Raw genomic sequence first — 21053 nt, 5'->3', positions numbered from 1 at the left:
CGACCGGCGGAAGTGCCGGGCCGGACACGCGTCCGTCCCGAATGTCAGTGCGAGACGAGACGATGCGGGCATGAACGACACCGCTCTGCTCTCCGCCGGCGACTACGCCGATGCCGTCGCCTCCGCCGTCGAGGCCGCGGCCGCCTACTACGGCGACGGGTCCACCTCGCTGGGCGACGACGAGTACGACGCCCTGCTGCGGGCGATCGCCGGGTACGAGGAGGCGCACCCGGACGAGGTGCTGCCGCAGTCGCCGACCGGCAAGGTGGCCGGTGGCGCGGCGCAGGGCGATGTGCCGCACAGCGTGCCGATGCTGTCGCTGGACAACGTCTTCTCGGAGGAGGAACTCGCCGACTGGGCGGCCGGGTTGGAGCGTCGGCTGGGCCGCCCGGTGGCGGCCTGGTGCGTGGAGCCGAAGCTGGACGGGCTGGCCGTCGCGGCCCGCTACCGGGCGGGCCGGCTGCACCGGCTGATCACGCGCGGCGACGGCCTGGCGGGCGAGGAGATCAGCCACGCGGCGGGCGACGTGCTGGGCCTGCCGGCCGTCCTGACCGAGCCGGTGGACGTCGAGCTGCGCGGTGAAGTGCTGTTCACCCGCGAGCAGTTCGACCGCGCCAACGAGGTCCGCACCGCGCACGGCGCGCCCCCGTTCGCCAACCCGCGCAACGGCGCGGCCGGCACCCTGCGGGCCAAGGACCGCCCGTACCGGGTGGAGTTGACGTTCTTCGCGTACGGTGCGGTCGGCTTCGACGACGGCCTGGCGCACAGCGCGCTGCTGGCCCGGCTGGCCGAGCTGGGGGCGAACACGGCGGCGAGCACGGACGCGGCGCCGGTGCGCTGCGTGACGGTCGATCAGGTGCAGGAGCGGGTGGCGCAGATCGCGGCGCTGCGGGCGGCGCTGCCGTTCGGCATCGACGGCGTGGTGATCAAGGCGGACGAGGCGGCGGACCAGCGCGAGGCGGGCAGCGGTTCGCGGGCGCCGCGCTGGGCCGTGGCCCGCAAGCTGGCGGCCGAGCACAAGGTGACCACGCTGCTCGGCGTGGAGTGGAACGTGGGCCGGACCGGCATCATCGCGCCGCGGGCGGTGCTGGAGCCGGTGGTGATCGACGGCGTGACGGTGACGTACGCGACGCTGCACAACCCGGCCGACATCGAGCGGCGCGGGCTGATGCTGGGCGACCGGGTCTTCGTGCACCGCGCGGGGGATGTCATTCCGCGGGTGGAGGCGCCGCTGGTGGACCAGCGCACCGGCGCGGAGCGGCCGATCGTCTTCCCGGAGGCGTGCCCGCGCTGCGGCGAGGCGATCGACACCAGCGAGCAGCGCTGGCGGTGCGTCCGGGGCCGCAACTGTCAGGCGGTGGCGTCGATCATCTACGCGGCGGGCCGCGATCAGTTGGACATCGAGGGTCTGGGTTCGACCCGCGCGGTGCAGCTGGTGGAGGCGGGCCTGGTGGCGGATCTGGCGGACGTGTTCACGCTGACGCGGGAGCAGCTGCTGGCGCTGGAGCGGATGGGCGAGACGTCCACGGACAATCTGCTGGCGGCGATCGGGACCGCCCGCAGCCAGCCGCTGCACCGGGTGTTCTGCGCGCTCGGCATTCGCGGCACCGGCCGCAGCATGTCGCGCCGGATCGCCGCGCACTTCGGTTCGATGGCGGCGATCCGCGCGGCGGACGCGGACACGCTGGCGGCGGTGGACGGCATCGGCCCGGAGAAGGCCCGCCTGCTGGTGACCGAACTCGCCGAGCTGTCCGGCCTGTTGGACCGGCTGGCCGCCGAGGGCGTGGGCACGGCCGTCACCGAGCCGCAGGCCCCGGCGGCCACCGAATCCGCCGATGGGGGTGCGCTGGCGGGCCAGGCGGTGGTGGTCACCGGCAGCATGACGGGCCCGCTGGCGGAGCTGTCGCGCAACGAGATGAACGAGCTGATCGAGCGGGCCGGCGGCAAGTCCTCGTCCTCGGTCTCCAAGCGCACCACGCTGCTGGTGGCGGGCGAGAAGGCGGGATCGAAGCGGGCGAAGGCGGAGGAGCTGGGCATCCGGATCGTCTCCCCGGACGAGTTCGCCGCCCTGGTCGCGGAGCACCTGCCGCAGCAGGGCTGAGATCGGGCCGCCACCGCGTCACGGGGCGGCCCTCACAGCGCGGTGGCGATCAGGGCGATCGCGCCGACGCAGGACACGGCGAGCACCCCGTTGCGGGTGGCGGTGAGGGACAGGCGCGGGGAGAGTGCCATGCCGGTGGCCGCGCCGACGGCGAGGGCGGCCACGGCGGGCCAGGACGGCAGGACGACGCCGACGACGGCGACGGTGGCCACGTTCTGCACCAGGAAGAAGGCGTGCAGGGTTGCTCTGGCCTGCCTCGGGGGCCAGCCCGCGTTGGCGGCGTACAGGCCGATCGGGGGGCCACCGACGCCGCCGATGACGTTCAGTCCGGCGCTGGCGAGGCCGCTGATCCAGGCGCCGGCCGGGCGTTGCAGGAACGCCGAACGCAGCCCGCAGGCGAGCAGTGTGACGCCGGCCAGCACGCCGGCGCCGGCGGCGATGGCGAGCAGCCGGGTGTCGACGGCGCCGAGCAGCCAGGCGGCGACGGGGGTGCCGAGCAGGGTGGGCACCAGCAGGCGGCCGGTGTCCCGGGGGCGGATGTGCCGCCAGTCCCGGGACAGCGGCAGCAGCGAGGCGAGCAGGGCGAGCGCCAGCACGGTGGCGACGCCGCGGTGCGGGCCGAGCGCGGCGATCAGGGCGGGCGCGGAGATCAGCGAGAACCCCATGCCGGTGGCGGCCTGGGCGAACGCGCCGAGCGCGACGGCCGCCACGGCGAGGGTGTCGGGTCCGGTCATGGGGTGCGATCCAGGGTGCAGCGGCGCTGGAACCACAGGGCGACGGCCATCAGCGCGGCGGGCAGGACGGTGAAGCCGAGCAGCAGCGCGTTCAGGGCGGTGCCGCTCTGTGCGGTGGTGTGGCCGCCGGTGCTGGAGACAAAGCCGCCGAGGGCGAGCGCGGCAGAGTACAGGTAGGGGCCGACGGCGGTGCCGGTGGCCTCGGTGGCGGTCCACACGCCGGTGTAGGCGCCGGCCTTGGACGAGCCGGCGGCATTAACGGCGTCGGACGAGCCTGCGGCATTGACGGCGTCGAACGAGCCGCCGGCATTGGCGGCATTGACGGCGTCGGACAGCATGGAGAACGCGAAGAGTTGCAGGCCGGAGAAGGCGATGCCCATGGCCATCACGACGACGGCGGTGAGCGCGGTGCCGACCCCGCCGGCCAGCAGGGCGCCGGGCAGCAGGGCGAGCGAGCCGGTGGCGAACGCGGCCTGGGAGAGCAGCAGTCCGCGCTGTTTGCCGATCCGTCGCGACCAGGCGGTCCAGGCGGGTCCGGCGAACATCGCGGGGCCGAGGAACAGGCCCATGAACAGCGCCGTCAACTTGGCGTTGTGGAACAGGTACTGGGTGACGTAGGGCAGCGCGGCCAGGAACAGATGGGTTGTTGTGCCGGTGAACAGGTAGGAGGCCACCAGGGCGCGGAAGTTGCGGTCCTGGCGAGCGATCCGCAGGTCGGCGAGGGTGGAGTGGCCGGCCCGCGGGTCGGGCGGGCGGAAGCCGCAGGCGTCGGTGAGGCCGCGGACGCCGCGCAGTGCGACGGCGGCGGAGGCGGTCATCGCGCCGGCCAGCAGCAGGGCCATCCGGGTGTAGTCGCCGCGGCCGCCGCCGGCCGCGAGGGCGGGGGCGGCGACGCCGGCGCCGAGCAGGCCGATCGTCAGCAGGGCCATCCGGAACATGAAGACCCGGGTGCGCTCGTGGTAGCCGACGAGCAGGTCGGAGGGGGTGGTGAGGTAGGGCACCTGGAAGGCGGCGAACAGCAGGTTGCCGATGATCAGCCAGCCACCGACCCACAACGCGGCTGGTGCGCCGGTGAGTTGGCCCGGGACGGTGAACATGGCGGCCATCGCGAGGCCGAGCAGCAGTCCGGTGCGCATCATCCGGCGGCGGTGGCCGTGGACGCGGGCCTGCCGGTCGGAGCGGGAGCCGAGCAGCGGGTGGACGACGATGTCGACGACCTTGGGCAGCAGCAGGGCGAGGCCGGCCACGGCGGCAGGGACGCCGAGCACGTCGGTGAGGAAGTAGAGCAGCAGCAGGCCGGGCACGGTGACCCAGACGCCCATGCCGACGGAGCCGGTGGCGTACAGGGTGAGGGTGCGGCGGCCGGCTCTGGGCGACGGCGGGGCCTGCTCCGGTCGGGCCGGCAACGGCGGGGCCTGCTCCGGTCGGGCATGGGGGTCCGTCACGGGGTGCTCCGGTGGCGGGCGGCGACGCCGGCGGCGAGCGGGGCGTCGTCGAAGGCGCCGGCGGCGGCGCGCTTGGCGAGGGTGCCGGTGACGATCCGGTCGGTGAGCGCGGGCAGGTGGCGGGCGAGGAAGAACTCGACGGCGCCCTTGCGGGTGGTGGGCAGGTCGCGGCGGGCCCGGACGGCGAGCGCCGCGCGTTCGATGGTGTCGAGGACGCCGTCCAGCGGCTCGTAGACGCTCATGCCGTCGAGGGAGAGTCCGGCGGCCTTGGTGGAGTCGTGGATGGGGCTGCGCACGGCGGACGGGTAGACGCAGGTGACGGTGACGTGGGTGCCGAGTTCGAGGCGCAGCGCGTCGGCGTAGGCGACCATGGCGCGCTTGGAGGCGCCGTAGGCGGCGGCGAGCGGGAGCTGCATGACGGCCATCCGGGAGGTGACCATGACGACCCGGCCGCGGGCGGCGACGAGGGCGTCCACGCAGGCGGCGGCGGTGCGCCAGGTGCCGAACAGGTTGATCTCCAGCTGGCGGCGGACTTCGTCGCCGGGGGCGAGTTCGGCGGGGGCGGGGCCGCCGATGCCGGCGTTGTTGACCAGGATGTCGAGGCCGCCGAGGGTGTCGAGGGCTTCGGCGACGGCGGTGGTGACGCTGGCGCCGTCGGTGATGTCGCAGCGCAGCACGGTGAACGGTTCGTCGCCGGTGGGGCGCAGGTCGAGGCCGATGACGTGGGCGCCGGCCCGGGTGAGGCGTTCGCCGAGGGAGCGGCCGATGGTGCCGGAGGCGCCGGTGATCAGTACGCGGCGGCCACGCGGGTCCCGACGGCGATCGAACAGTCGGATCGTCATATCGCTGCCTTCGTAGTGGGGTTGGGGCGGGCAACGCCTCGGCGGGCGACGGCTCGGCGGGCACCGGCCCGCAGTTCGCGGGGCACGGCGGCGGTGTACTGGTCGAAGTCGATCCGCATCATCGGCCGCTTGGCGCCCCAGCGGCGGACGGCGGCGGCGTGCATGCGCTGGACGTGCGCGCGCTGCTGCTCGGGCGTGGGCAGCGCGTAGCGGCCGGCCAGGTGGGCGGCGACCAGCTTGCCCTGGGCCTCGACGACGGGGAGCGCGGCACCGGTGGACTGCATCAGGCCGACGAAGCTCAGCGTGGGGTCGTCGAGGTGGAAGACCCGCTGGTAGAGCGGCAGTTCCTCGGGGTCGTCGCCGGTCCAGCGCTCGTCCAGGAACGGGATGGTGACGTGGTAACCGGTGGCCCAGACGATCACGTCGACCCGGTCGGCGGTGCCGTCGGTGAACAGCACCCGGTTGCCGTCGAGTCGTTCGATGCCGGGACGGGCCTCGACCTCGCCGTGGGTGAGCCGGTGCAGGATGGTGTCGCTGATCGTGGGGTGGTTCTGGAACAGCCCGCCGGCCGGCTTGGGCAGGCCGTACCGCTCGGGCGTGCCGACGGCGAGCCGCAGCACGGTCTGCGCGACGGCCTGCCGGATCCGCCAGGGCAGCACGGACAGCGCGCCGCCGGTGGCGTCGGACGGGCGGCCGAACAGGTACTTGGGCACGATGTGGCTGCCGTGGCGGGCGGAGAGCAGCACCGGCCCGTGCGAGACGTGCGAGGCGTCGACGGCGATGTCCATCGCGGAGTTGCCCATGCCGACGACCAGCACCCGGCGGCCCTTGTACGTGTCGGCGCTGTGGTGGTCGTGGGCGTGCATCTGGGTGCCGTCGAAGTGGCCGGGGTAGCCGGGGCTGGGCCATTTCGGTTCGCGGTTGTGGCCGTTGGCGACCACCACGGCGCCGAACTTCTCAATCCCGGCTGCCTGTTCGGTGCCGGCCGCCGTCTCGACCTCCCAGTGGGTGTCGGCGCGGCGGACGGCGGTGACGTCGGTGTGGAACCGGACCCGCTCGGTGACGCCGAACCGGTGGGCGTACTCGGCGAGGTAGCCGGCCACCCGGGCGGCCGACGGGTAGTCGGGCCAGTGCTCGGGCATCGGGTGGTCGACGAACTGGGTGCGGCCCTTGCTGGTGTTCAGGTGCAGGCTGTCGTACGACGGTGACGTCCCGGCGCTGTCGTCGCCCGCCCACAGGCCGCCGACCCGGTCGCCGCGTTCCAGCACGGTGACGTCCAGGTCGTGGTCGAGCAGCGCCTTGGCCGTGGCGAGCCCGGCCGCGCCGGCACCGATCACCGCCACCTTCGTGGAGCCCATGACTGGGCCCTCCTCTCCGTGGAAGGCGCTCATTCAATCGAATGATGGAGGAATGGGCAATGCTCCATGACCTGCGACTTTTCGCTCCGTCATGCGATTGAAACCGGCACTCCGTCTCGGGTAGCCTCGGCCCATGAGCACCCGGTCCGACGACGGTCCCCGCGAACGCATCCTGGCGACCGCCACCCGACTGTTCGCCGAGCGCGGCTACGACGCCACCAGTACCCGGGCGATCGGCGACGCCGTCGGGCTGAACATCGCCACCGTCGCCTACCACGTGGGCGCGAAGCCGGAGTTGTACCGCGAGGTGATGCGCCGGGCCCATCTCGCCCAGCGCGAGGTGGTGACCGCCGCCGTCCGCCAGCTGCACACCTGCGGCCCGTCCGCCGAGGAGACCAGGGCGGCGCTGCTCGCCTTCGTCGACGCCTACCTGTCGTTCTGCCTGAGCCACCCCGAGGTGCCGGCGCTGTGGATGCGCCGCTGGCTGGCCGAGGGCTCCGACCTGGCCGACATCGAGACCGAGTTCGCCGGTCCGCTGGTCGCCGAGGTCGCCGCCGCCGTCCGCGAGGTGCTCGCCCGGGCCGGCCTCGGCGCCGGGGTGGACGTCGAGATGCTGGTCTTCACCATCGTCTGGACGTCCCACTCCTTCGGCCAGGCCGGCGTCATCGACCCGGCCGGCCGCCGCCTCGGCCCGCTCGACCTGCCGGTCCTCGACCGTTTCCGGCACCACCTGCACACGGTGGTCACGGGCGTTCTCGACCAGTCCTGACGGCCGCTTTGAGGATGCCTCAGCTCTCCTCGACTCGGCTCTCTTCGGCTCGGCTCTCCTCGGCGCGGCTCTCCTCGGCGCGGGCCAGCACCGCCGCGAACACCAGTGGCGCGAGGGCCTGATAGCCGATCCACACCTCGCCACCCGCGCTGCTGCCGCCGTGCGCCAGCAGCAGCCCGGCGGCGGCGGTCAGCACCCAGCCGGCGTCGTAGCCGATCATCAGCCGGGTGTAGGTGCGGGCCGGCCGCCGCCGCACGAAGCGGATCTCGGCCGCGCCGCAGATCAGCAGGGCCACCGCGCAGACGATCATCAGCCATGGCGCGACGCCGAGTTGGCCGCCGACCTGCACGGCCCCAAGTCCGAACACCGCCGCGAGCAGCACCTTGAAGGCGCCGTCGGCCACGATCCCCACCGTCCTGTTCCTCGCCATGCGAGTTCCCCTCCCCTGAGCGTTTCCCGTTTCCCGTAACGAGATTACGGTAATAATCAGACTATGCGAATGACGAGGGCCGAGGCCAAGGAACGCAACCGCCGGGCACTGCTGGACGCCGCCCTCCAGCTGGTATCCCGGGACGGCTACCGCGCGAAGCTGGACGAGATCGCCGCGCTGGCCGGGGTGACCACCGGGGCGGTGTACTCGCTGTTCGGCAGCAAGAACGGCCTGGTGGTGGCCGTGGTCGCGGACCACCTGGGCCCGCACTACGCCGAACTCGAACAGGCCCTGCCGCGCGAACTCGACCTGTCGGCGGCGGTCGACGCCTTCGCCCGCCACTACCGCCGCAGCTGCGACCGCCCCGACGCGATGGCCGCGCTGTCCCTGCAGGTGACGCTGCTCGACATGGCGGTGCACGACACCGACCTGCGCGCCCGGCTGGCCGAGTCGGTGCGGGCCCAGGAGGCGCAGCTGGTGGAGCTGTTCGCCGGACGCGCGCTCGCCGGTGGCACGGTGACGGCGGATCGGGCGCAGCGCCTGGTCACCGCGCTGCGGGCGCTGTTCGTCGGGCTCACCCAGGGCGTGCTGCTGGGTCTGCACGACACGGCCGACGAGCAGTTCTTCGCGGATGCCGCGCGGGCGCTGACCCAACTCGCCTGACCGGCCTCGGCTTTCGCCGAACCCCCACCCTGAAACCTCTAACTCGAACAGCACTGTTCAAGTTGGAGGTTTTCCGGTATCCATTAACCCGTACACCACTGTTCGAGTTAAGGGGGGTCCACCCATGCACGGCACCGCGCACCACCCACCGTCCACCCACGCCCCGGCCGCCGCGCATCCGCGCCGCCGGCTGCTGCTCGGGGTGCTCTGCCTGGCCCAGTTCATGCTGATCGTGGACGTCACGGTCATCAACGTCGCGCTGCCCGCGATCGGCGCCGACCTGCACCTCGGCCGCTCCGCGCTGACCTGGGCCGTCACCGCGTACACGCTCTGCTTCGGCGGGCTGATGCTGCTCGGCGGACGGCTGGCCGACGCGTTCGGGGCGCGCCGGGTCCTGACGGCCGGTCTGCTGCTGTTCACCGCCGCCTCGCTGGCCGGCGGCCTGGCCGACGGACCCGCCGTCCTGCTCGCCGGACGCGCCGCCCAGGGCGTGGGCGCGGCCCTGGTCTCCCCCGCCGCGCTGGCCGCGCTGACCCGGGCGTTCGACGGGCCGGAGCGCACCAAGGCGCTCGGCGTGTGGGCGATGCTCGGCGGCATCGGCTTCGCCGCCGGCGCGATGCTCGGCGGGCTGCTCACCGCCGGACCGGGCTGGCACTGGGTGTTCTTCGTCAACCTGCCCGTCGGCCTCGGCGTCCTCGTCGCGCTGCCCGCGCTGCTCCCGTCCGCCCCGGCTGTCGGGGACCGGCGGATCGACCTGCCGGGCGCGCTGCTGGTCACCGCCGCGACCGGCGCGCTGATCCTCGGGCTGGTCAACGCCGGTGACCGCGACTGGAGTTCGGGCTCCGTCCTGCTGCCCCTCCTCGGCTCGGTGGTGCTCTACGGCCTGTTCGTCCTGCTGGAGCGCCGGACGGCCGCCCCGCTGATGGACGTCCGCATCCTGGCCCGCCGCCCGGTCGCCGCCGGCTCACTGCTGATGCTGGTCGCCACCGCGCTGCTGCTCGGCCTGGTCTTCCTCGCCTCGCTCTACCTGCAGGACGTCCGCCACCTGTCCGCGCTCGCCACCGGAGCACTGGTCCTGCCGATGGCGGCGGGCACCGCCGTCGCCGCCCACCTGACGGGCCACCTGCTCGCCCACGCGGGCGTCCGCGCCGTCGCCGCCGGGGGCCTGCTGCTGGCCGCGGCCGGGAGCGTGCTGCTCGCCGTCACGGACGGGCCTTGGTGGACGGTCGCCGGGCTGACGATCGCCGGGTTCGGGGTGGTGCCGGTGCTGGTCTGCGCGACCACCACCGCGCTCGGTTTCGTCCCGCACGAGGAGGCGGGCGTGGCGTCCGGCGTGGTCAACACCTTCCACGAGGTCGGCGGCGCGATCGGCATCGCGGTCGTCTCCACCGCCGCCGCCCCCGGCATCGTCGCCCACACCTCGGCCGGCTTCCCCACCGCCCACCTGGTCCTCGCCGCGGCCGCCCTGCTGATGGCCGCCCTCGCCCCGGTGCTGATCCCGCCGGGCCGCGCCGAACGGCCTGCGGGCATGCACGCGCACTGAGGCGACGCGCATGCGCGGGCAGCGACGCGCGCATGCGCGGGCGGGCGGGCGGCCTGCCGGCACCCCGCAGGACCCGAAAGAGACGGGCCTAGACTCCGACCATGGAATCCGACCAGCGCGGCGCCGCCGCGTCCACCCGGCGCGGCGGCTCCGGGCAGCCCCGGCGGGCCGATGCCGAACGCAACATCGCCGCGATCCTGGCCGCCGCCGCCGACTGCTTCGCCCGCGACCCGCAGGCCAGCATGACCGAGATCGCCGCCGCGGCGGGCGTCGGCCGGGTCACCCTGTACGCGCACTTTCCGTCCCGCGAGGCGCTGCTCGGCGAGTTGATGGACCGTGCGCTGCGCGAGGTCACGGCCACCGTCGCGGCCCAGCACCTGGAGCGCGCACCGGCCGACCAGGCTCTGCGCACCCTGCTGCGTTCGTCCTGGCACCTGCTCGACCGCAACCTGCGGATGCTGCACGCCGCCCGTCGCGCCCTGCCCGCGGAGACCGTCGAGGACCGGCACGCCGATGTCCTCGCCACCGTCGAGCAGTTGATCACCCGCGGGCAGGACGAGGGCGTCTTCCGCACCGACCTGCCCGCCCACTGGCTGGTCACCAGCGTCTACACGCTGATCCTCGCCGCGGGCGACCAGGTCGAGTCCGGCCGCTTCGGCTCCGCCGAGGCGCTGGCCGCCCTGGAGGCGACCGTCGGCTCCGCTCTGCGGAGCACCTGACCGGACGTCAGCGGTCGTCGCGAGGGCGGTCCCACTCGTCGGGCTCGTCCGGCCCGTACTCGGCCTCGGACTGCTCGCGCAGCTTCACCGCCCGCTTCTCGGACGCGGCGCGCTCCTCCGGCGACATGTTCGCCGCCGCCTCCCGCATCTCGCCGAGCCGCGCCCCGATCGCCGACAGGTACCGGTCGGACTCGACCACGTCCTTCATGCCGATCCGCCCGCTCAGCACCTCCCGGGCCATCTGCTGGAGCTCCGGCCCGACGCCGTCCGCCTTCGCGATCGTCCGCAGCGCCCGGTGCAACTCCGCGGCCTGCGACGGGTTGTCGGCGACGTCGAGCAGGTCCGCGTCCGAGATCTCCGGCTCGCGATCGTCTGCTGCGCCCATGGCTGCCTCCTCGGGATCGGTGAATCAAGAGATCATAGTCCCCCGCCCGGAGGAGGCGTCATGCGCCTCGGGCTCGAGGCGGGTTCGCTCAGCAGTGGTCCTCGACGTAGAGCATCCGCCGCCCCGGCCCGGCCCGGAACTCGTGGGCCAGGTACCGCCCGGACCACGTCCCGCCAGGGCCCTTGTACTCGTCCTTGATCAGGGCCCAGAACGTGGAACGCTCCGCCTCGGCCACGGGTCGCGGGCTGACGCCGCCCATGTCACCCCACACCACGGGCGTCGCCGCGTCCTTCACCAGCCGACGGACGACGCGGAGGTCCAGGCGCTTGCGGTGGAGAACCCAGCAAGTGCCTTGCCCGTCAACGAGCGTGACGGGGTCGGCCAGACTGTCGGGGTTCGCGGGGAACGACTGCATGCCGCGAGTCTTGCAGAGCCCGTCCGGACGGAGCGGGGTAATTCGATGGTCTCCCCGCTTCCGGTCCGGCGATACTGACCCGCCATGACGAGCGATGAACACTCGGCCGATCCGGCGCTGCGCCGCGTGCTGGCCAAGGCGGGCGGGCCGGAACTGTTGGACGTGCTCTCCGAGGAGTTGACGGGTTCGGAGCTGACCACGCTGCTCCTGGAGGTCTTCCGGCGCCGCGCCGGCCGGCTCACTCCGGCCGAGGTGATGCGGCGTTATCGCACCGACCGGTTCGTGACCCCGGCGCCGACCGGGTTCGCGCACCTGCGGCAGGCCGAGGACCTCCTGCTGTCCGCTCTGCCGGACGACTTCCAGCTGGTCACCCTGGCCCCGCTGGTGCCGCTGGCCGCGCACACGGCGGTGGCGACCGTGGATCCGCGCAAGGTCGTCGCCACCATCCGTGGCAGCGAGGTCGCCGCCGACCCGACCAATGCCCTGGCCCTGGAGGCGGCAGAGCGGAGATCCCGGGCCCTGGCCGCCGACCCCCGCTCCACCGTGCCCGTCCGGCTGGCCGCCGGCCAACGAGTCGTGCGTGCCCAGCACTTCGACGCGCCCGGCATGCTCGCCCACTTCCAGCTGTTCGCCCTGGTGACCGCCGGCCGGGACACCGGCAGCCGGGCGTTCGAGCACCAGCACCTGGTCGAGCACCTGCAGTTCGCCGTCCGGGCGATGACACGCGCGGGCGCGCGCCGCACCGAGATCCGCCTCACCTGCCTCGACGAGCGCGCCGCGCCGGTCCTGGCCCGCACCCGGACGGAGCTGGCCGGGACACCGGGCGTCGACATCGTCGACGATCCCGACCGGGCGACCGGACGCGGCTACTACACCGGCCTCTGCTACAAGATCCACGCCACCGTCCACGGCCGGCAACTGGAGGTCGCGGACGGCGGGTTCGTCGACTGGACCCAGCGCCTCGTCGGAAGCCGCAAGGAACGCCTCCTGATCGGCGGATTCGGCGTCGACCGGCTCGCCGCGATGCTGACGCCACCCACCGCTCCCGAACCGTCGCCTCCGGGCCGGACCGGCTAGGAACTGCCCGTCCTGGCCCTCGGCGGCACGGAGGCGTGTTCATCGGGCAGGGGCGCGCCGGCGGCGAGTCGGCCGATCAACCGGCGGGCCGCTTCGGCGAGTTCGGGCGGGCCTTCGACGGTGAACGGGCAGTCGAAGGTGACGAGGAAGCCGAGGATCCCCGACCAGGACCACGCCCCCATCCGGATCCGGGTGGTCCACTCGTCGACCGCTTCGAAACTCGCCGCGCCCGGAGCCCACTTCGCCACCAGCGTCGCGGGGCACTCCATCAGGACAGTGCCCCAGCACGGCCAGGTGTCCGCGGTGTCCCCCCGGTCGGGCTGGCTCTGGACGAAACCGGCGAGGTCCGTCTCCGGCACCTCCCGGGGGCCGAACCGCCAGGCGGTGGAGGCCAGTTGACCGATCCGGTCGAGCCGGTAGGTGTGCCACGAGTTCCGCCGCTGGTCGTACGCCACCAGGTACCAGCGCCCGGACCAGACGACGAGCCGGTGGGGCTCGGCCAGCACCTCCTCGCCCTCCACCGGCTCGCGGTCGACGGACCGGTAGGCAAACCGCACCAGCTCGCCCTGCTGCGCGGCGGCGCTCAGCTGCGCCAGCAGCGCGGGATCGACCTGGGGCGGGGCCAACTCCCAGGCGTTCTCGAGCTGTTCGACCGAGAAGGTGGCCAGCCTGCGGGCCAGGTGGGGAGGCAGCAGCTCCTTGATGGAGTTCAGCGCGCGCTTCGTGGCGTCCCCCATGCCGGTGACCGAGGCCGGGGCGGTCTGCAGGGCCAGCGCGATGGCGATGGCCTGCTCGTCGTCGACGACCAGCGGGGGCAGCCGAGCCCCGCGGGACAGCCGGTAGAAGCCGGAGGGGCCTTTGCGCGCCGTGACGGGATAGCCCAGTTCGCGCAGTCGGTTGATGTCGCGCCGGACCGTCCGCGGGGACACCCCCAGCCGCTCGGCCAGGCCGTCACCGGTCCACTCCTTCTGGGCCTGCAGCAGGCTGAGCAGCTCCAGCGTTCGGTTGGCGATCACGGATTGCCCCCGGATTGGTGTGAGTAGCGGTCAGGTTACGTCCTCTTCTGCTGGCAGGGTGCCACTGGCTCGGAGGCCGGACGCCTCCCCCGCACCCCCATCGAACCTCCAACAGAACGGAAGAACGTCATGTCCGAGAATCCGGCTCGGCCCTCACCCACCGACCGGCGCGCCTGGTGGGGCCTGATCGCCGTCTCCCTCGGTGTCGCGCTGGTGGTCGTGGACTTCACCATCGTCAATGTGGTGATGCCACCGATCATCGACGACCTGGGGATCTCGGCCTTCGGCGCCCAGTGGATCCAGGAGTCCTACGCGATCGTGCTGGCCGCCCTGCTGCTGGTGGCGGGCCGCCTCTCGGACGTCCTGGGAGCGCGCAGGCTGTTCGTCGCCGGGACGGTGCTCTTCGGGCTGGCCAGCATCGCAGCGGCGGTGTCGCCCACCGGCGGGCTGCTGATCGCCGGCCGGTTCGCGCAGGGTGTCGGTGGCGCGATCATCATGCCGACGTCGCTGGCGCTGCTCAACCTGACCTTCCGGGGGCCGGACCGCGGCAAGGCGTTCGCCGTCTGGGGATCGACGATCGGGGCGGCGGCCGCGGTCGGACCCCTGCTGGGCGGTTGGCTCGCCGACTACTCCTGGCGATGGGCGTTCGGCATCAACCTCGCGGTCGTCGCCCTGATCCTCTCCGGCGTCATGAGGTTTCTCCCGTTCTCCCCCCGCCGGCCGGGACGGCTCGACACCGTCGGCGCGGCGCTGTCGGTGCTGGGCCTCGGACTTCTCGCGTTCGCGCTGATCGAGGGACGCAGCTACGGGTGGTGGGAACCGCGCAAGGACTTCGGCCCGTTCGGGCAGGGCACGGGCCTCTCGGTCGTCCCGGTCGCCCTGGTCGCCGCGGTGGCGTGTCTCGTCCTCTTCCTGCTCCGCCAGGCTCGGTGTACCCGGGGCAGCGGAACGGCGCCGCTGATGGACACCTCGCTGTTCGGCATCAAGTCCTTCAGCACGGGCAACATCGCGACATTCGTCATCGCCCTGGCCGAGTTCGGAATGCTCGCCGTGCTGCCGCTCTGGCTCCAGTACGCCCTGGGCTACTCGCCGGTCCGGACCGGGCTGCTGGTCTTCGTCGTCGCGGTCGGCAGCTTCTTCGCGAGCGGCGCGAGCTTCGGCCTGGCCGAGCGGACCGGCCCGGTCGGCCTGGTCCGGATCGGCCTGCTCCTGGAGGCCGCCGGCCTGCTGACGTTCGGCCTGCTGGCCGGCAGCGACTCCCCGTGGTGGGTCATCGCCACCGCCCTGTTCCTGTACGGCACCGGGGTCGGCTTCGCCACCGCCCAGGTCACCAACGTGGTCCTCGCGGACGTGCCACCGCAACACGCCGGCCAGGGCTCCGGAATCCAGAGCGCCACGCGCCAACTCGGCTCCGCACTCGGCATCGCTGTCCTGACCTCGACGTTCTTCACCGCACTGGCCTCCGACCTGTCGCACCGCCTCCTCCGGCAGGGAACACCCGGGGCCGACGCAGCCCGGCTGTCCTCGGCGGTCTCCGACAGCGCCGGCGCGATGATCGCCCGGCTCGCCGACAACCCTCGGACGGCGTCCGCCGCCGACGCCGCACGCGACGCCATGTCCCACGCGGTCCGGGTCAACGGCTGGACCTGCGCCGCGCTGCTCGTCCTCGGCATGCTGGCAACGTTCCTCATCCCCCGGCCCGAACGGGGCGCCCAGCAGCGGGGAGAGAGCAACGCTGCCGACCTGACCCACGCCTAGGAACGGTCCGGCCGATCATGTGACCGTCACCTGGTCGGGCCGGACCTCCGCACCGGAGCATCCACACCGTCCCCGGCCGGACGGCCGCCGTGGGCCCCCGCGTTGCCCGAACCGTCCGCGCCCGTCCGCGACGGGCCGGCGTCGTGGGCCGGGGGCTGGTGGTCGGTGCCGAGCCGGGTGCCGAACGGGTCGAGCGCCGGACCGCTGTCCGCTCGCGGCGGGGGCGGCGCCGGCCGGGCTCCAGGAGGAACTGGTGGCGCTCGACCCGGCGGTGTTCCGCGCCGAGTCCCCTGGTGGTCGGTGCTGGTCGAGCAGATGTGGCACGGCCTGCTCTGAACACGCTCCCCGCCCGCGGCCAGGGTCTTTCTCTGGGATCAGCGGGCGGACCGGATGAAAACGCCTGCGATGTGGAGTCCGGCCTGGAAGACGGTGGCGGTCAGGAGATGGTCGCCAGGTGGGCACGCTCGGCCTCGCCGGTCGATTCGACGTGAACGGCCGTCATGTCGCACGCCTCCTGACACCTTTCCGTTTGTCCTCCGGCGATCCGAGAGAAGCGGGCTAGATCGCGGCGGCCAGCCTGGCGGCAGTCTCCGTTGCGGTGCGGCCCCACCGGGGTGCTCCGGCGGTGAGGCGGGTGCGCAGGCCGCGCAGTTCGTGGCGGACCAGGGCGGGGAGGGTGGCGGGCGGGGTGTCGAGGAGGGGGGTGAGGGTGGCGACGGCGGTGTGCGGGTCGTCCTGGCAGAGGTGGCAGTCGGCGATGCGGGCGGTCAGCATGGCGCGGGCGGCGGGGAGTTCGCCGGTGCCGAGCAGGCCGAGCGCGGTGTGGGCGGCGTCGAGGGCGCGGCGGGCGAGGCGGGGGTCGCCGCTCGCGGCGGCGAGGTCGCGCAGGGCGGCGGCGGAGCCGGATTCGATCCGCATCCGCAGGGCCGGCGGGGCGAGCCAGGCGATGTGGGTCTCGATGGGCTCGGGCTGGTCGAGGTGGAGCCGGGCCCGGCCGAGGTGGTGGACGGTGGCGGGGACGTCGCCGGCCAGCGCGGTGGCGCGGGCCTCGCCGATCTGGGAGAGCGCGCCGGACCAGTGGTGGCCGGGTGCGGCGCGGCGGATCTCGCGGGCGTAGTCGCGGGAGGAGAACGGGTCGTCGTCGAGCAGCCCGAGCACGGCCATGTCGCTGAGGGCGGCGACCTGGGTGGCGGGGTCGCCGGCGAGTTGGGCCCAGCCGACGGCGCGGTCGAAGCAGGCCATCGCGGTGGCGGGGCGTCCGCCGTGCAGGCGCAGGCTGCCCGCGGCGTGGGCGTGTTCGGCGGCGAGTCGGGCGAGGACGCGGCGGTGCCGGGCGGGCGCGTCGGCGAGCCGGGCGACCACGGCGCGCAGCGTGGCCTCGATCACGGCGCCGGGTCCGCGTTCGCCCATCGCTCGCTCGGCGCTGCGGAGTTGGGCGCCGAGGACGGCGGCGAGGGCGTGCACGGTGTCGGTGTCGAGCGGCGCGGCGGGGTTGCCGCAGAACGCCGAGTGCAGCGCCAACACGGCGTCGGGGGGCGGGAGTTGGCAGCCGGTTGCGCCGTGCAGCGGGCACTGCAGGTCGTGGTGGGGTAGCCGCTCGGGGAGGTGCTCGTGTGCTGCGGAACAAGCGGTCGCACTGGAGCCGGGGGGCAGCGGTGGCCGCAGCAGGTGGGCGGGCAGCGCGGGGCGGTCGGCCTCGGCGGTTTCGGCGCGTCCGTAGCAGCGGGTCAGTTCGCCGCTGGTGGAGAGGAGTTCGTCGAGGCGGCGGACGAGTCGGGGGGTGGCGCGGCGGGCGCCGTGTTCGAGGCGGCTGACGGCGGTGTGGTCGTAGCCGACGGCGGCGCCGAGTTGGGCCTGGGTCCAGCCGGCGTTGCGGCGCCAGTGGCGCAGTAGCGCGCCGAATTCCTGCCAGCCGCCGCTGCCGCTGCCCAGGTCGCTGTCGCTGCCACTGCCACTGCCACTGCCGCCGCCCAGGTCGATGCCGCTGCCACTGCCGCCGCCGCTGTCGCTGTCGCTGCCACTGCCACTGCCGCCGCCGCTGTCGCTGTCGCTGCCACTGCCGCCGCCGCTGTCGCTGTCGCTGCCACTGCCACTGCCCAGGTCGCTGCCACTGCCGATGGCACCGCCGCTGTCCGGCATGGTGTCCGGGTCGGTTGCGCCCAGCATTCGCCGCCACCTCCCCGAAGGCTTCGCCGCCCCCGCCCGTGCGGGGGGCGGTATCGAGACGGTACCGAACCGACCCCGGCCGCGTACATGGCGTGGTCTGTACCTGTTGTTTTCCAACTTCCGCCGGGGTCGGGGCATTTGACGGAACTTGCCAGCTCTTGGCAGGCCCTGTCAGCTCCGTTGACCGTGGCATGGCGACGGTGTGAGGGTTCCGGGCACCCCCACACCTGTGGCACCCCCACATCATAGGAGCTCTGAATGAAACGCAGATTGCTGACCGCCGGCACCACCCTGGCCGTGCTGGGCGGCATGCTCGGCGGTTTCGCCGGGCAGGCAGCTGCCTCGCCCGCGCCCGCTCCGCTCGCGCCCACCCCACTGGCCGCGGCGGTCTCGGCGGCGGACCTGGCCGCGTCGGCCGGCCTGGACGCGCTGGCCAAGGGTCCTGACGAGTCGTACGAGCGGCAGTCCGTCACCCCGTTCCTGGGCGGCCTGTACTCGGTGTCCTACGAGCGCACCTACAAGGGCCTGCCGGTGGTCGGCGGCGACGCGGTGGTGCTCGCCGACGGCCAGGGCAAGGTCCGGTCGGTGCAGAACGCGAAGTCCGGCCCGGTCGGGGTCCCGACGAAGGCGAAGATCGACGCCGCGGCCGCGGAGAAGGCGGCCCGGGCGAAGCTGGCGAAGGTCGACTCCGCCGAGGCCCCGCGGCTGGTGGTCCGGGTCAAGGACGGCACCTCGCGCCTGGCCTGGGAGTCGGTGCTGTCGGGTTCGGACGGGAACCGGCCGAGCCACCTGCACGTGTTCGTCGACGCGATCACCGGCGAGGTCGCCGACAGCTACGACGACGTGAAGGCCGGCACCATCAACAGCAAGTGGAACGGCCCGTCGCCGCTGACCATCTCCACCACCGGCTCCGGCAGTTCGTTCTCGCTGCGCGACCCGAACCGTCCGGGCCTGCAGTGTTCGGACTACTCGACGGGTTCGGTGTTCAGCAAGTCCTCCGACTCCTGGGGCACGGGCAATCCGACCTCGAAGGAGACCGGCTGCGCCGACGCGATGTTCGCGGCGCAGAAGGAATGGGACATGCTCCGCGACTGGCTGGGCCGCAACGGCCACAACGGCAACGGCGGCAGCTGGCCGGTGAAGGTCGGTCTGAACGACATCAACGCGTACTGGGACGGCTCGACCATTTCGATCGGCCACAGCCAGGCCAACGAGTGGATCGCCGCGATGGACGTGGTGGGCCACGAGTTCGGCCACGGCCTCGACCAGTACACGCCGGGTGGCGCGTCCAGCAACGAGGCGGGCCTGGGCGAGGCGACCGGCGACATCATGGGTGCGCTGACCGAGGCGTACGCCAACGAGCCGGCGCCGTACGACTCCCCGGACTACACGGTCGGCGAGATGATCAACCTGGTCGGGCAGGGCCCGATCCGGGTGATGTACAACCCCTCGCAGATATCCGGGAACCCGAACTGCTACTCGGCGTCCATCCCGAACACCGAGGAGCACGCGGCGGCCGGCCCGCTGAACCACTGGTTCTACCTGCTGGCGGAGGGTTCGAACCCGGGCGGCGGCAAGCCGTCCAGCCCGACCTGCAACTCCTCCTCCAACCTGACCGGCGTCGGCATCCAGAACGCGGGCAAGATCTTCTACGGTGGCATGCTGCTGAAGACCAGCGGCATGACGTACAAGAAGTACCGCACCGCGACCCTGACGGCCGCGAAGAACCTGGACCCCACCTGCAACCTGCACGCCCGCACCAAGGCCGCCTGGGACGCCGTCAGCGTGCCGGCCCAGCCCGGCGACCCGAGCTGCACCGGCACCCCGACCAGTGACTACTCGCTGGCGCTGAGCCCGTCCGCGGGCACCGTGCAGCAGGGCGCCTCGACCACCGCGACGGTCTCCACGGCCGTGACCTCGGGTTCGGCGGCGAACGTCTCGCTGTCCGTGAGCGGCGCGCCGACCGGCACCACCGCGACGGTCTCCCCGTCGAGCGTGCAGACCGGCGGTTCGGCGACGCTGAACATCAGCGTCGGGGCGAACACCCCGGCAGGCACCTACCCGCTGACCGTGACCGGCTCCGGCCCGGCCACCCACACCGCGCAGTACCAGCTGACGGTCAGCGGCGGTGGCGGCAACCCCGGCGGCTCGGCCCCGGACATCGACGTGGCCAAGGTGCAGGCGCACCTGAGCCAGCTGTACACCGTGGCGCAGCAGAACGGCGGCAACCGCCGGGCGGGCAGCGCGGGTTACACGCAGTCGCTGGCGTACGTGAAGGGCAAGCTTCAGGCGGCGGGCTACACCGTCACCGAGCAGACCTGCACCTCGTGCAGCTACACCTCGAACAACCTGATCGCGGACTGGCCGGGCGGCCCGTCGGACCAGGTCACCATGTTCGGCGCGCACCTGGACTCGGTCTCGGCCGGCCCGGGAATCAACGACAACGGCTCGGGTTCGGCGGTGCTGCTGGAGAACGCGCTCGTGCTGGCGCAGCAGAACCCGACCATGAGCAAGCACGTCCGGTTCGCCTGGTGGGCCGGTGAGGAGCAGGGCCTGCAGGGCTCGGCGTACTACGTCGGGCAGCTGTCCTCGGCCCAGCGCTCGGCGATCAAGGGCTACTACAACTTCGACATGGTCGGCTCGCCGAACGCCGGCTACTTCGTCAACAACGTCAACTCGGCCACCGCGGCGCCGCTGAAGGCGTACTGGGACTCGTTGAACCTCCAGCCGGAGGAGAACGTCGAGGGCCAGGGCCGTTCCGACGACTACTCGTTCCAGCAGGCCGGCATCCCGACCTCGGGCTACGCGGCGGGTGCGGACGCCGTGAAGACGTCCGGGCAGGCCGCCAAGTGGGGTGGTACGGCGGGCCGTTCGTACGACTCCTGCTACCACCAGTCCTGCGACACCACCTCGAACGTCGACGCGACGGTGCTGAACCGCAACGCCGACGGTGTGGCGTACGCGATCTGGAAGACCTCGGTGGGCGGCACCACCACGCCGGTCAACGACTTCAGCGTGTCGGTGAACCCGGCCACCGGTACCGTCCAGGCCGGTTCGTCCGCCACCGCGACGCTCTCCACGGCGACCACCTCCGGTTCGGCGCAGAGCGTGTCGCTGACCGCGAGCGGCGCGCCGTCCGGCGCCACCGTCTCGTTCAGCCCGTCCACCGTCTCCAGCGGTGGCAGCTCGTCGCTGACGGTCGCCACCTCGGCGTCCACCCCGGCCGGCACGTACACCATCACGCTGACCGGCACCGGCGCCTCGGCCACCCACGCCACCACCTTCACCCTGGTGGTGAACGGCGGCGGCAGCGGCGGCACCACCTGGGCGGCGGGCGTCAACTACAACGCGGGTGACGTGGTCACCTACAACGGCGTCAGCTACCGCTGCCTGCAGGCCCACACCTCGCAGAGCACCTGGACGCCGGACGTGGTTCCAGCCCTCTGGCAGCGCGTCTAGCAGTCGCAACGTGGGCGGGGGGGGGGGGGGGGGGGGGGGGGGGGGGGGGGGGGGGCCGGGGGGGGGGGGGGGGGGGGGGGGGGGGGGGCGCCCGGGGGGGCGGGCGGGGCCGGGGGCCCCCGGGGCCCCCCGCCGCCCCGCCCCCCCCCCCCCCCCGCCTCGTTCATCATGTG

At 73.3% G+C, this 21053-nt stretch carries 17 protein-coding genes; 8 read left to right on the top strand and 9 right to left on the bottom strand.

Translation table 11 applies throughout. The features are described from left to right. The first annotated feature begins 70 nt into the window (after positions 1 to 70). Positions 71 to 2101, top strand: coding sequence for an NAD-dependent DNA ligase LigA (gene ligA / locus ACGFWJ_RS26715; RefSeq protein ID WP_392954110.1), 2031 nt, complete (start codon positions 71 to 73; stop codon positions 2099 to 2101). 32 nt (positions 2102 to 2133) lie between these two features. Here ligA and ACGFWJ_RS26710 read toward each other — a convergent pair whose 3' ends face one another. Genes ACGFWJ_RS26710 through ACGFWJ_RS26695 form a run of 4 tightly spaced genes read right to left on the bottom strand, consistent with a single transcriptional unit; the run spans position 2134 to position 6480 of the window. Beyond that, positions 2134 to 2835 carry a sulfite exporter TauE/SafE family protein gene (locus tag ACGFWJ_RS26710; protein ID WP_392954107.1) on the bottom strand — a complete coding sequence of 234 codons (702 nt, stop codon included), beginning with the start codon at positions 2833 to 2835 and terminating at the stop codon, positions 2134 to 2136. Next, a complete protein-coding gene (locus ACGFWJ_RS26705; RefSeq protein WP_392954104.1) occupies positions 2832 to 4280 on the bottom strand; it encodes an MFS transporter in 1449 nt (482 codons plus the stop codon). The genes ACGFWJ_RS26710 and ACGFWJ_RS26705 overlap by 4 nt, the downstream gene beginning before the upstream one ends. Continuing rightward, positions 4277 to 5122 carry an SDR family NAD(P)-dependent oxidoreductase gene (locus tag ACGFWJ_RS26700; RefSeq protein ID WP_392954101.1) on the bottom strand — a complete coding sequence of 282 codons (846 nt, stop codon included), beginning with the start codon at positions 5120 to 5122 and terminating at the stop codon, positions 4277 to 4279. Before ACGFWJ_RS26700 ends, ACGFWJ_RS26705 begins: the two co-directional genes overlap by 4 nt. Beyond that, positions 5119 to 6480: a flavin-containing monooxygenase gene (locus ACGFWJ_RS26695; protein WP_392954098.1), complete on the bottom strand. Its 1362-nt coding sequence runs from the start codon at positions 6478 to 6480 to the stop codon at positions 5119 to 5121. Before ACGFWJ_RS26695 ends, ACGFWJ_RS26700 begins: the two co-directional genes overlap by 4 nt. Before the next feature lie 133 nt (positions 6481 to 6613). Here ACGFWJ_RS26695 and ACGFWJ_RS26690 point away from each other — a divergent pair, with 133 nt between their 5' ends. Beyond that, positions 6614 to 7249 carry a TetR/AcrR family transcriptional regulator gene (locus ACGFWJ_RS26690; protein ID WP_392954095.1) on the top strand — a complete coding sequence of 212 codons (636 nt, stop codon included), beginning with the start codon at positions 6614 to 6616 and terminating at the stop codon, positions 7247 to 7249. A gap of 19 nt (positions 7250 to 7268) precedes the next feature. Here ACGFWJ_RS26690 and ACGFWJ_RS26685 read toward each other — a convergent pair whose 3' ends face one another. After that, positions 7269 to 7679: a hypothetical protein gene (locus ACGFWJ_RS26685; protein WP_392954093.1), complete on the bottom strand. Its 411-nt coding sequence runs from the start codon at positions 7677 to 7679 to the stop codon at positions 7269 to 7271. 69 nt (positions 7680 to 7748) lie between these two features. Here ACGFWJ_RS26685 and ACGFWJ_RS26680 point away from each other — a divergent pair, with 69 nt between their 5' ends. The 3 genes from ACGFWJ_RS26680 (at position 7749) to ACGFWJ_RS26670 (ending at position 10604) form a co-directional block, all read left to right on the top strand. After that, a complete protein-coding gene (locus tag ACGFWJ_RS26680) occupies positions 7749 to 8342 on the top strand; it encodes a TetR/AcrR family transcriptional regulator (protein WP_392954090.1) in 594 nt (197 codons plus the stop codon). A 124-nt stretch (positions 8343 to 8466) separates the two neighbouring features. After that, complete coding sequence (locus ACGFWJ_RS26675) at positions 8467 to 9885, top strand: MFS transporter (protein ID WP_392954087.1); 1419 nt, start codon at positions 8467 to 8469, stop codon at positions 9883 to 9885. A 101-nt stretch (positions 9886 to 9986) separates the two neighbouring features. Next, positions 9987 to 10604, top strand: a complete 618-nt coding sequence (locus ACGFWJ_RS26670) for a TetR/AcrR family transcriptional regulator (protein ID WP_392954084.1) — start codon at positions 9987 to 9989, stop codon at positions 10602 to 10604. 7 nt (positions 10605 to 10611) lie between these two features. Here the strand turns inward: ACGFWJ_RS26670 and ACGFWJ_RS26665 are convergent, their stop codons facing one another. Further along, a complete protein-coding gene (locus ACGFWJ_RS26665; RefSeq protein WP_387641829.1) occupies positions 10612 to 10989 on the bottom strand; it encodes a hypothetical protein in 378 nt (125 codons plus the stop codon). A gap of 88 nt (positions 10990 to 11077) precedes the next feature. Continuing rightward, the gene (locus ACGFWJ_RS26660; protein WP_392954081.1) at positions 11078 to 11404 is read right to left on the bottom strand and encodes a hypothetical protein; all 327 of its coding nucleotides are present in this window, start codon (positions 11402 to 11404) and stop codon (positions 11078 to 11080) included. 84 nt (positions 11405 to 11488) lie between these two features. On the opposite strand from ACGFWJ_RS26660, the gene ACGFWJ_RS26655 reads away from it, so the two are divergent. Further along, complete coding sequence (locus tag ACGFWJ_RS26655; RefSeq protein ID WP_392954078.1) at positions 11489 to 12481, top strand: hypothetical protein; 993 nt, start codon at positions 11489 to 11491, stop codon at positions 12479 to 12481. On the opposite strand, the gene ACGFWJ_RS26650 is transcribed toward ACGFWJ_RS26655, so the two are convergent. Continuing rightward, positions 12478 to 13497 (bottom strand): helix-turn-helix transcriptional regulator, encoded by a 1020-nt coding sequence (locus ACGFWJ_RS26650; protein WP_392954075.1) that lies wholly within the window; start codon positions 13495 to 13497, stop codon positions 12478 to 12480. The genes ACGFWJ_RS26655 and ACGFWJ_RS26650 overlap by 4 nt on opposite strands. 129 nt (positions 13498 to 13626) lie before the next feature. On the opposite strand from ACGFWJ_RS26650, the gene ACGFWJ_RS26645 reads away from it, so the two are divergent. Beyond that, positions 13627 to 15255 (top strand): MFS transporter, encoded by a 1629-nt coding sequence (locus ACGFWJ_RS26645; RefSeq protein ID WP_392954073.1) that lies wholly within the window; start codon positions 13627 to 13629, stop codon positions 15253 to 15255. A 558-nt stretch (positions 15256 to 15813) separates the two neighbouring features. On the opposite strand, the gene ACGFWJ_RS26640 is transcribed toward ACGFWJ_RS26645, so the two are convergent. After that, entirely contained in the window at positions 15814 to 17421 is a 1608-nt protein-coding gene (locus tag ACGFWJ_RS26640; RefSeq protein ID WP_392954071.1) for a helix-turn-helix domain-containing protein, read from the bottom strand. A 258-nt stretch (positions 17422 to 17679) separates the two neighbouring features. Between ACGFWJ_RS26640 and ACGFWJ_RS26635 the strand changes: the two genes are divergently transcribed. Next, entirely contained in the window at positions 17680 to 20880 is a 3201-nt protein-coding gene (locus tag ACGFWJ_RS26635) for a M28 family peptidase (protein ID WP_392954068.1), read from the top strand. The last annotated feature ends 173 nt before the right edge of the window (positions 20881 to 21053 follow it).

Source organism: Kitasatospora sp. NPDC048407, from assembly GCF_043200475.1.
Lineage (GTDB): Bacteria > Actinomycetota > Actinomycetes > Streptomycetales > Streptomycetaceae > Kitasatospora.
The sequence above is the reverse complement of the archived record's forward strand: the minus strand, read 5'-3'. Positions and strand labels throughout refer to the sequence as shown.

What these genes read in the sequence shown, in the direction of transcription:
- ligA (WP_392954110.1), top strand. Translation starts at nt 71, where the DNA reads ATGAACGACACCGCTCTGCTCTCCGCCGGCGACTACGCCGATGCCGTC.
- ACGFWJ_RS26710 (WP_392954107.1), bottom strand. Translation starts at nt 2,835, where the DNA reads ATGACCGGACCCGACACCCTCGCCGTGGCGGCCGTCGCGCTCGGCGCG.
- ACGFWJ_RS26700 (WP_392954101.1), bottom strand. Translation starts at nt 5,122, where the DNA reads ATGACGATCCGACTGTTCGATCGCCGTCGGGACCCGCGTGGCCGCCGC.
- ACGFWJ_RS26695 (WP_392954098.1), bottom strand. Translation starts at nt 6,480, where the DNA reads ATGGGCTCCACGAAGGTGGCGGTGATCGGTGCCGGCGCGGCCGGGCTC.
- ACGFWJ_RS26690 (WP_392954095.1), top strand. Translation starts at nt 6,614, where the DNA reads ATGAGCACCCGGTCCGACGACGGTCCCCGCGAACGCATCCTGGCGACC.
- ACGFWJ_RS26685 (WP_392954093.1), bottom strand. Translation starts at nt 7,679, where the DNA reads ATGGCGAGGAACAGGACGGTGGGGATCGTGGCCGACGGCGCCTTCAAG.
- ACGFWJ_RS26680 (WP_392954090.1), top strand. Translation starts at nt 7,749, where the DNA reads ATGACGAGGGCCGAGGCCAAGGAACGCAACCGCCGGGCACTGCTGGAC.
- ACGFWJ_RS26675 (WP_392954087.1), top strand. Translation starts at nt 8,467, where the DNA reads ATGCACGGCACCGCGCACCACCCACCGTCCACCCACGCCCCGGCCGCC.
- ACGFWJ_RS26670 (WP_392954084.1), top strand. Translation starts at nt 9,987, where the DNA reads ATGGAATCCGACCAGCGCGGCGCCGCCGCGTCCACCCGGCGCGGCGGC.
- ACGFWJ_RS26665 (WP_387641829.1), bottom strand. Translation starts at nt 10,989, where the DNA reads ATGGGCGCAGCAGACGATCGCGAGCCGGAGATCTCGGACGCGGACCTG.
- ACGFWJ_RS26660 (WP_392954081.1), bottom strand. Translation starts at nt 11,404, where the DNA reads ATGCAGTCGTTCCCCGCGAACCCCGACAGTCTGGCCGACCCCGTCACG.
- ACGFWJ_RS26655 (WP_392954078.1), top strand. Translation starts at nt 11,489, where the DNA reads ATGACGAGCGATGAACACTCGGCCGATCCGGCGCTGCGCCGCGTGCTG.
- ACGFWJ_RS26645 (WP_392954073.1), top strand. Translation starts at nt 13,627, where the DNA reads ATGTCCGAGAATCCGGCTCGGCCCTCACCCACCGACCGGCGCGCCTGG.
- ACGFWJ_RS26640 (WP_392954071.1), bottom strand. Translation starts at nt 17,421, where the DNA reads ATGCTGGGCGCAACCGACCCGGACACCATGCCGGACAGCGGCGGTGCC.
- ACGFWJ_RS26635 (WP_392954068.1), top strand. Translation starts at nt 17,680, where the DNA reads ATGAAACGCAGATTGCTGACCGCCGGCACCACCCTGGCCGTGCTGGGC.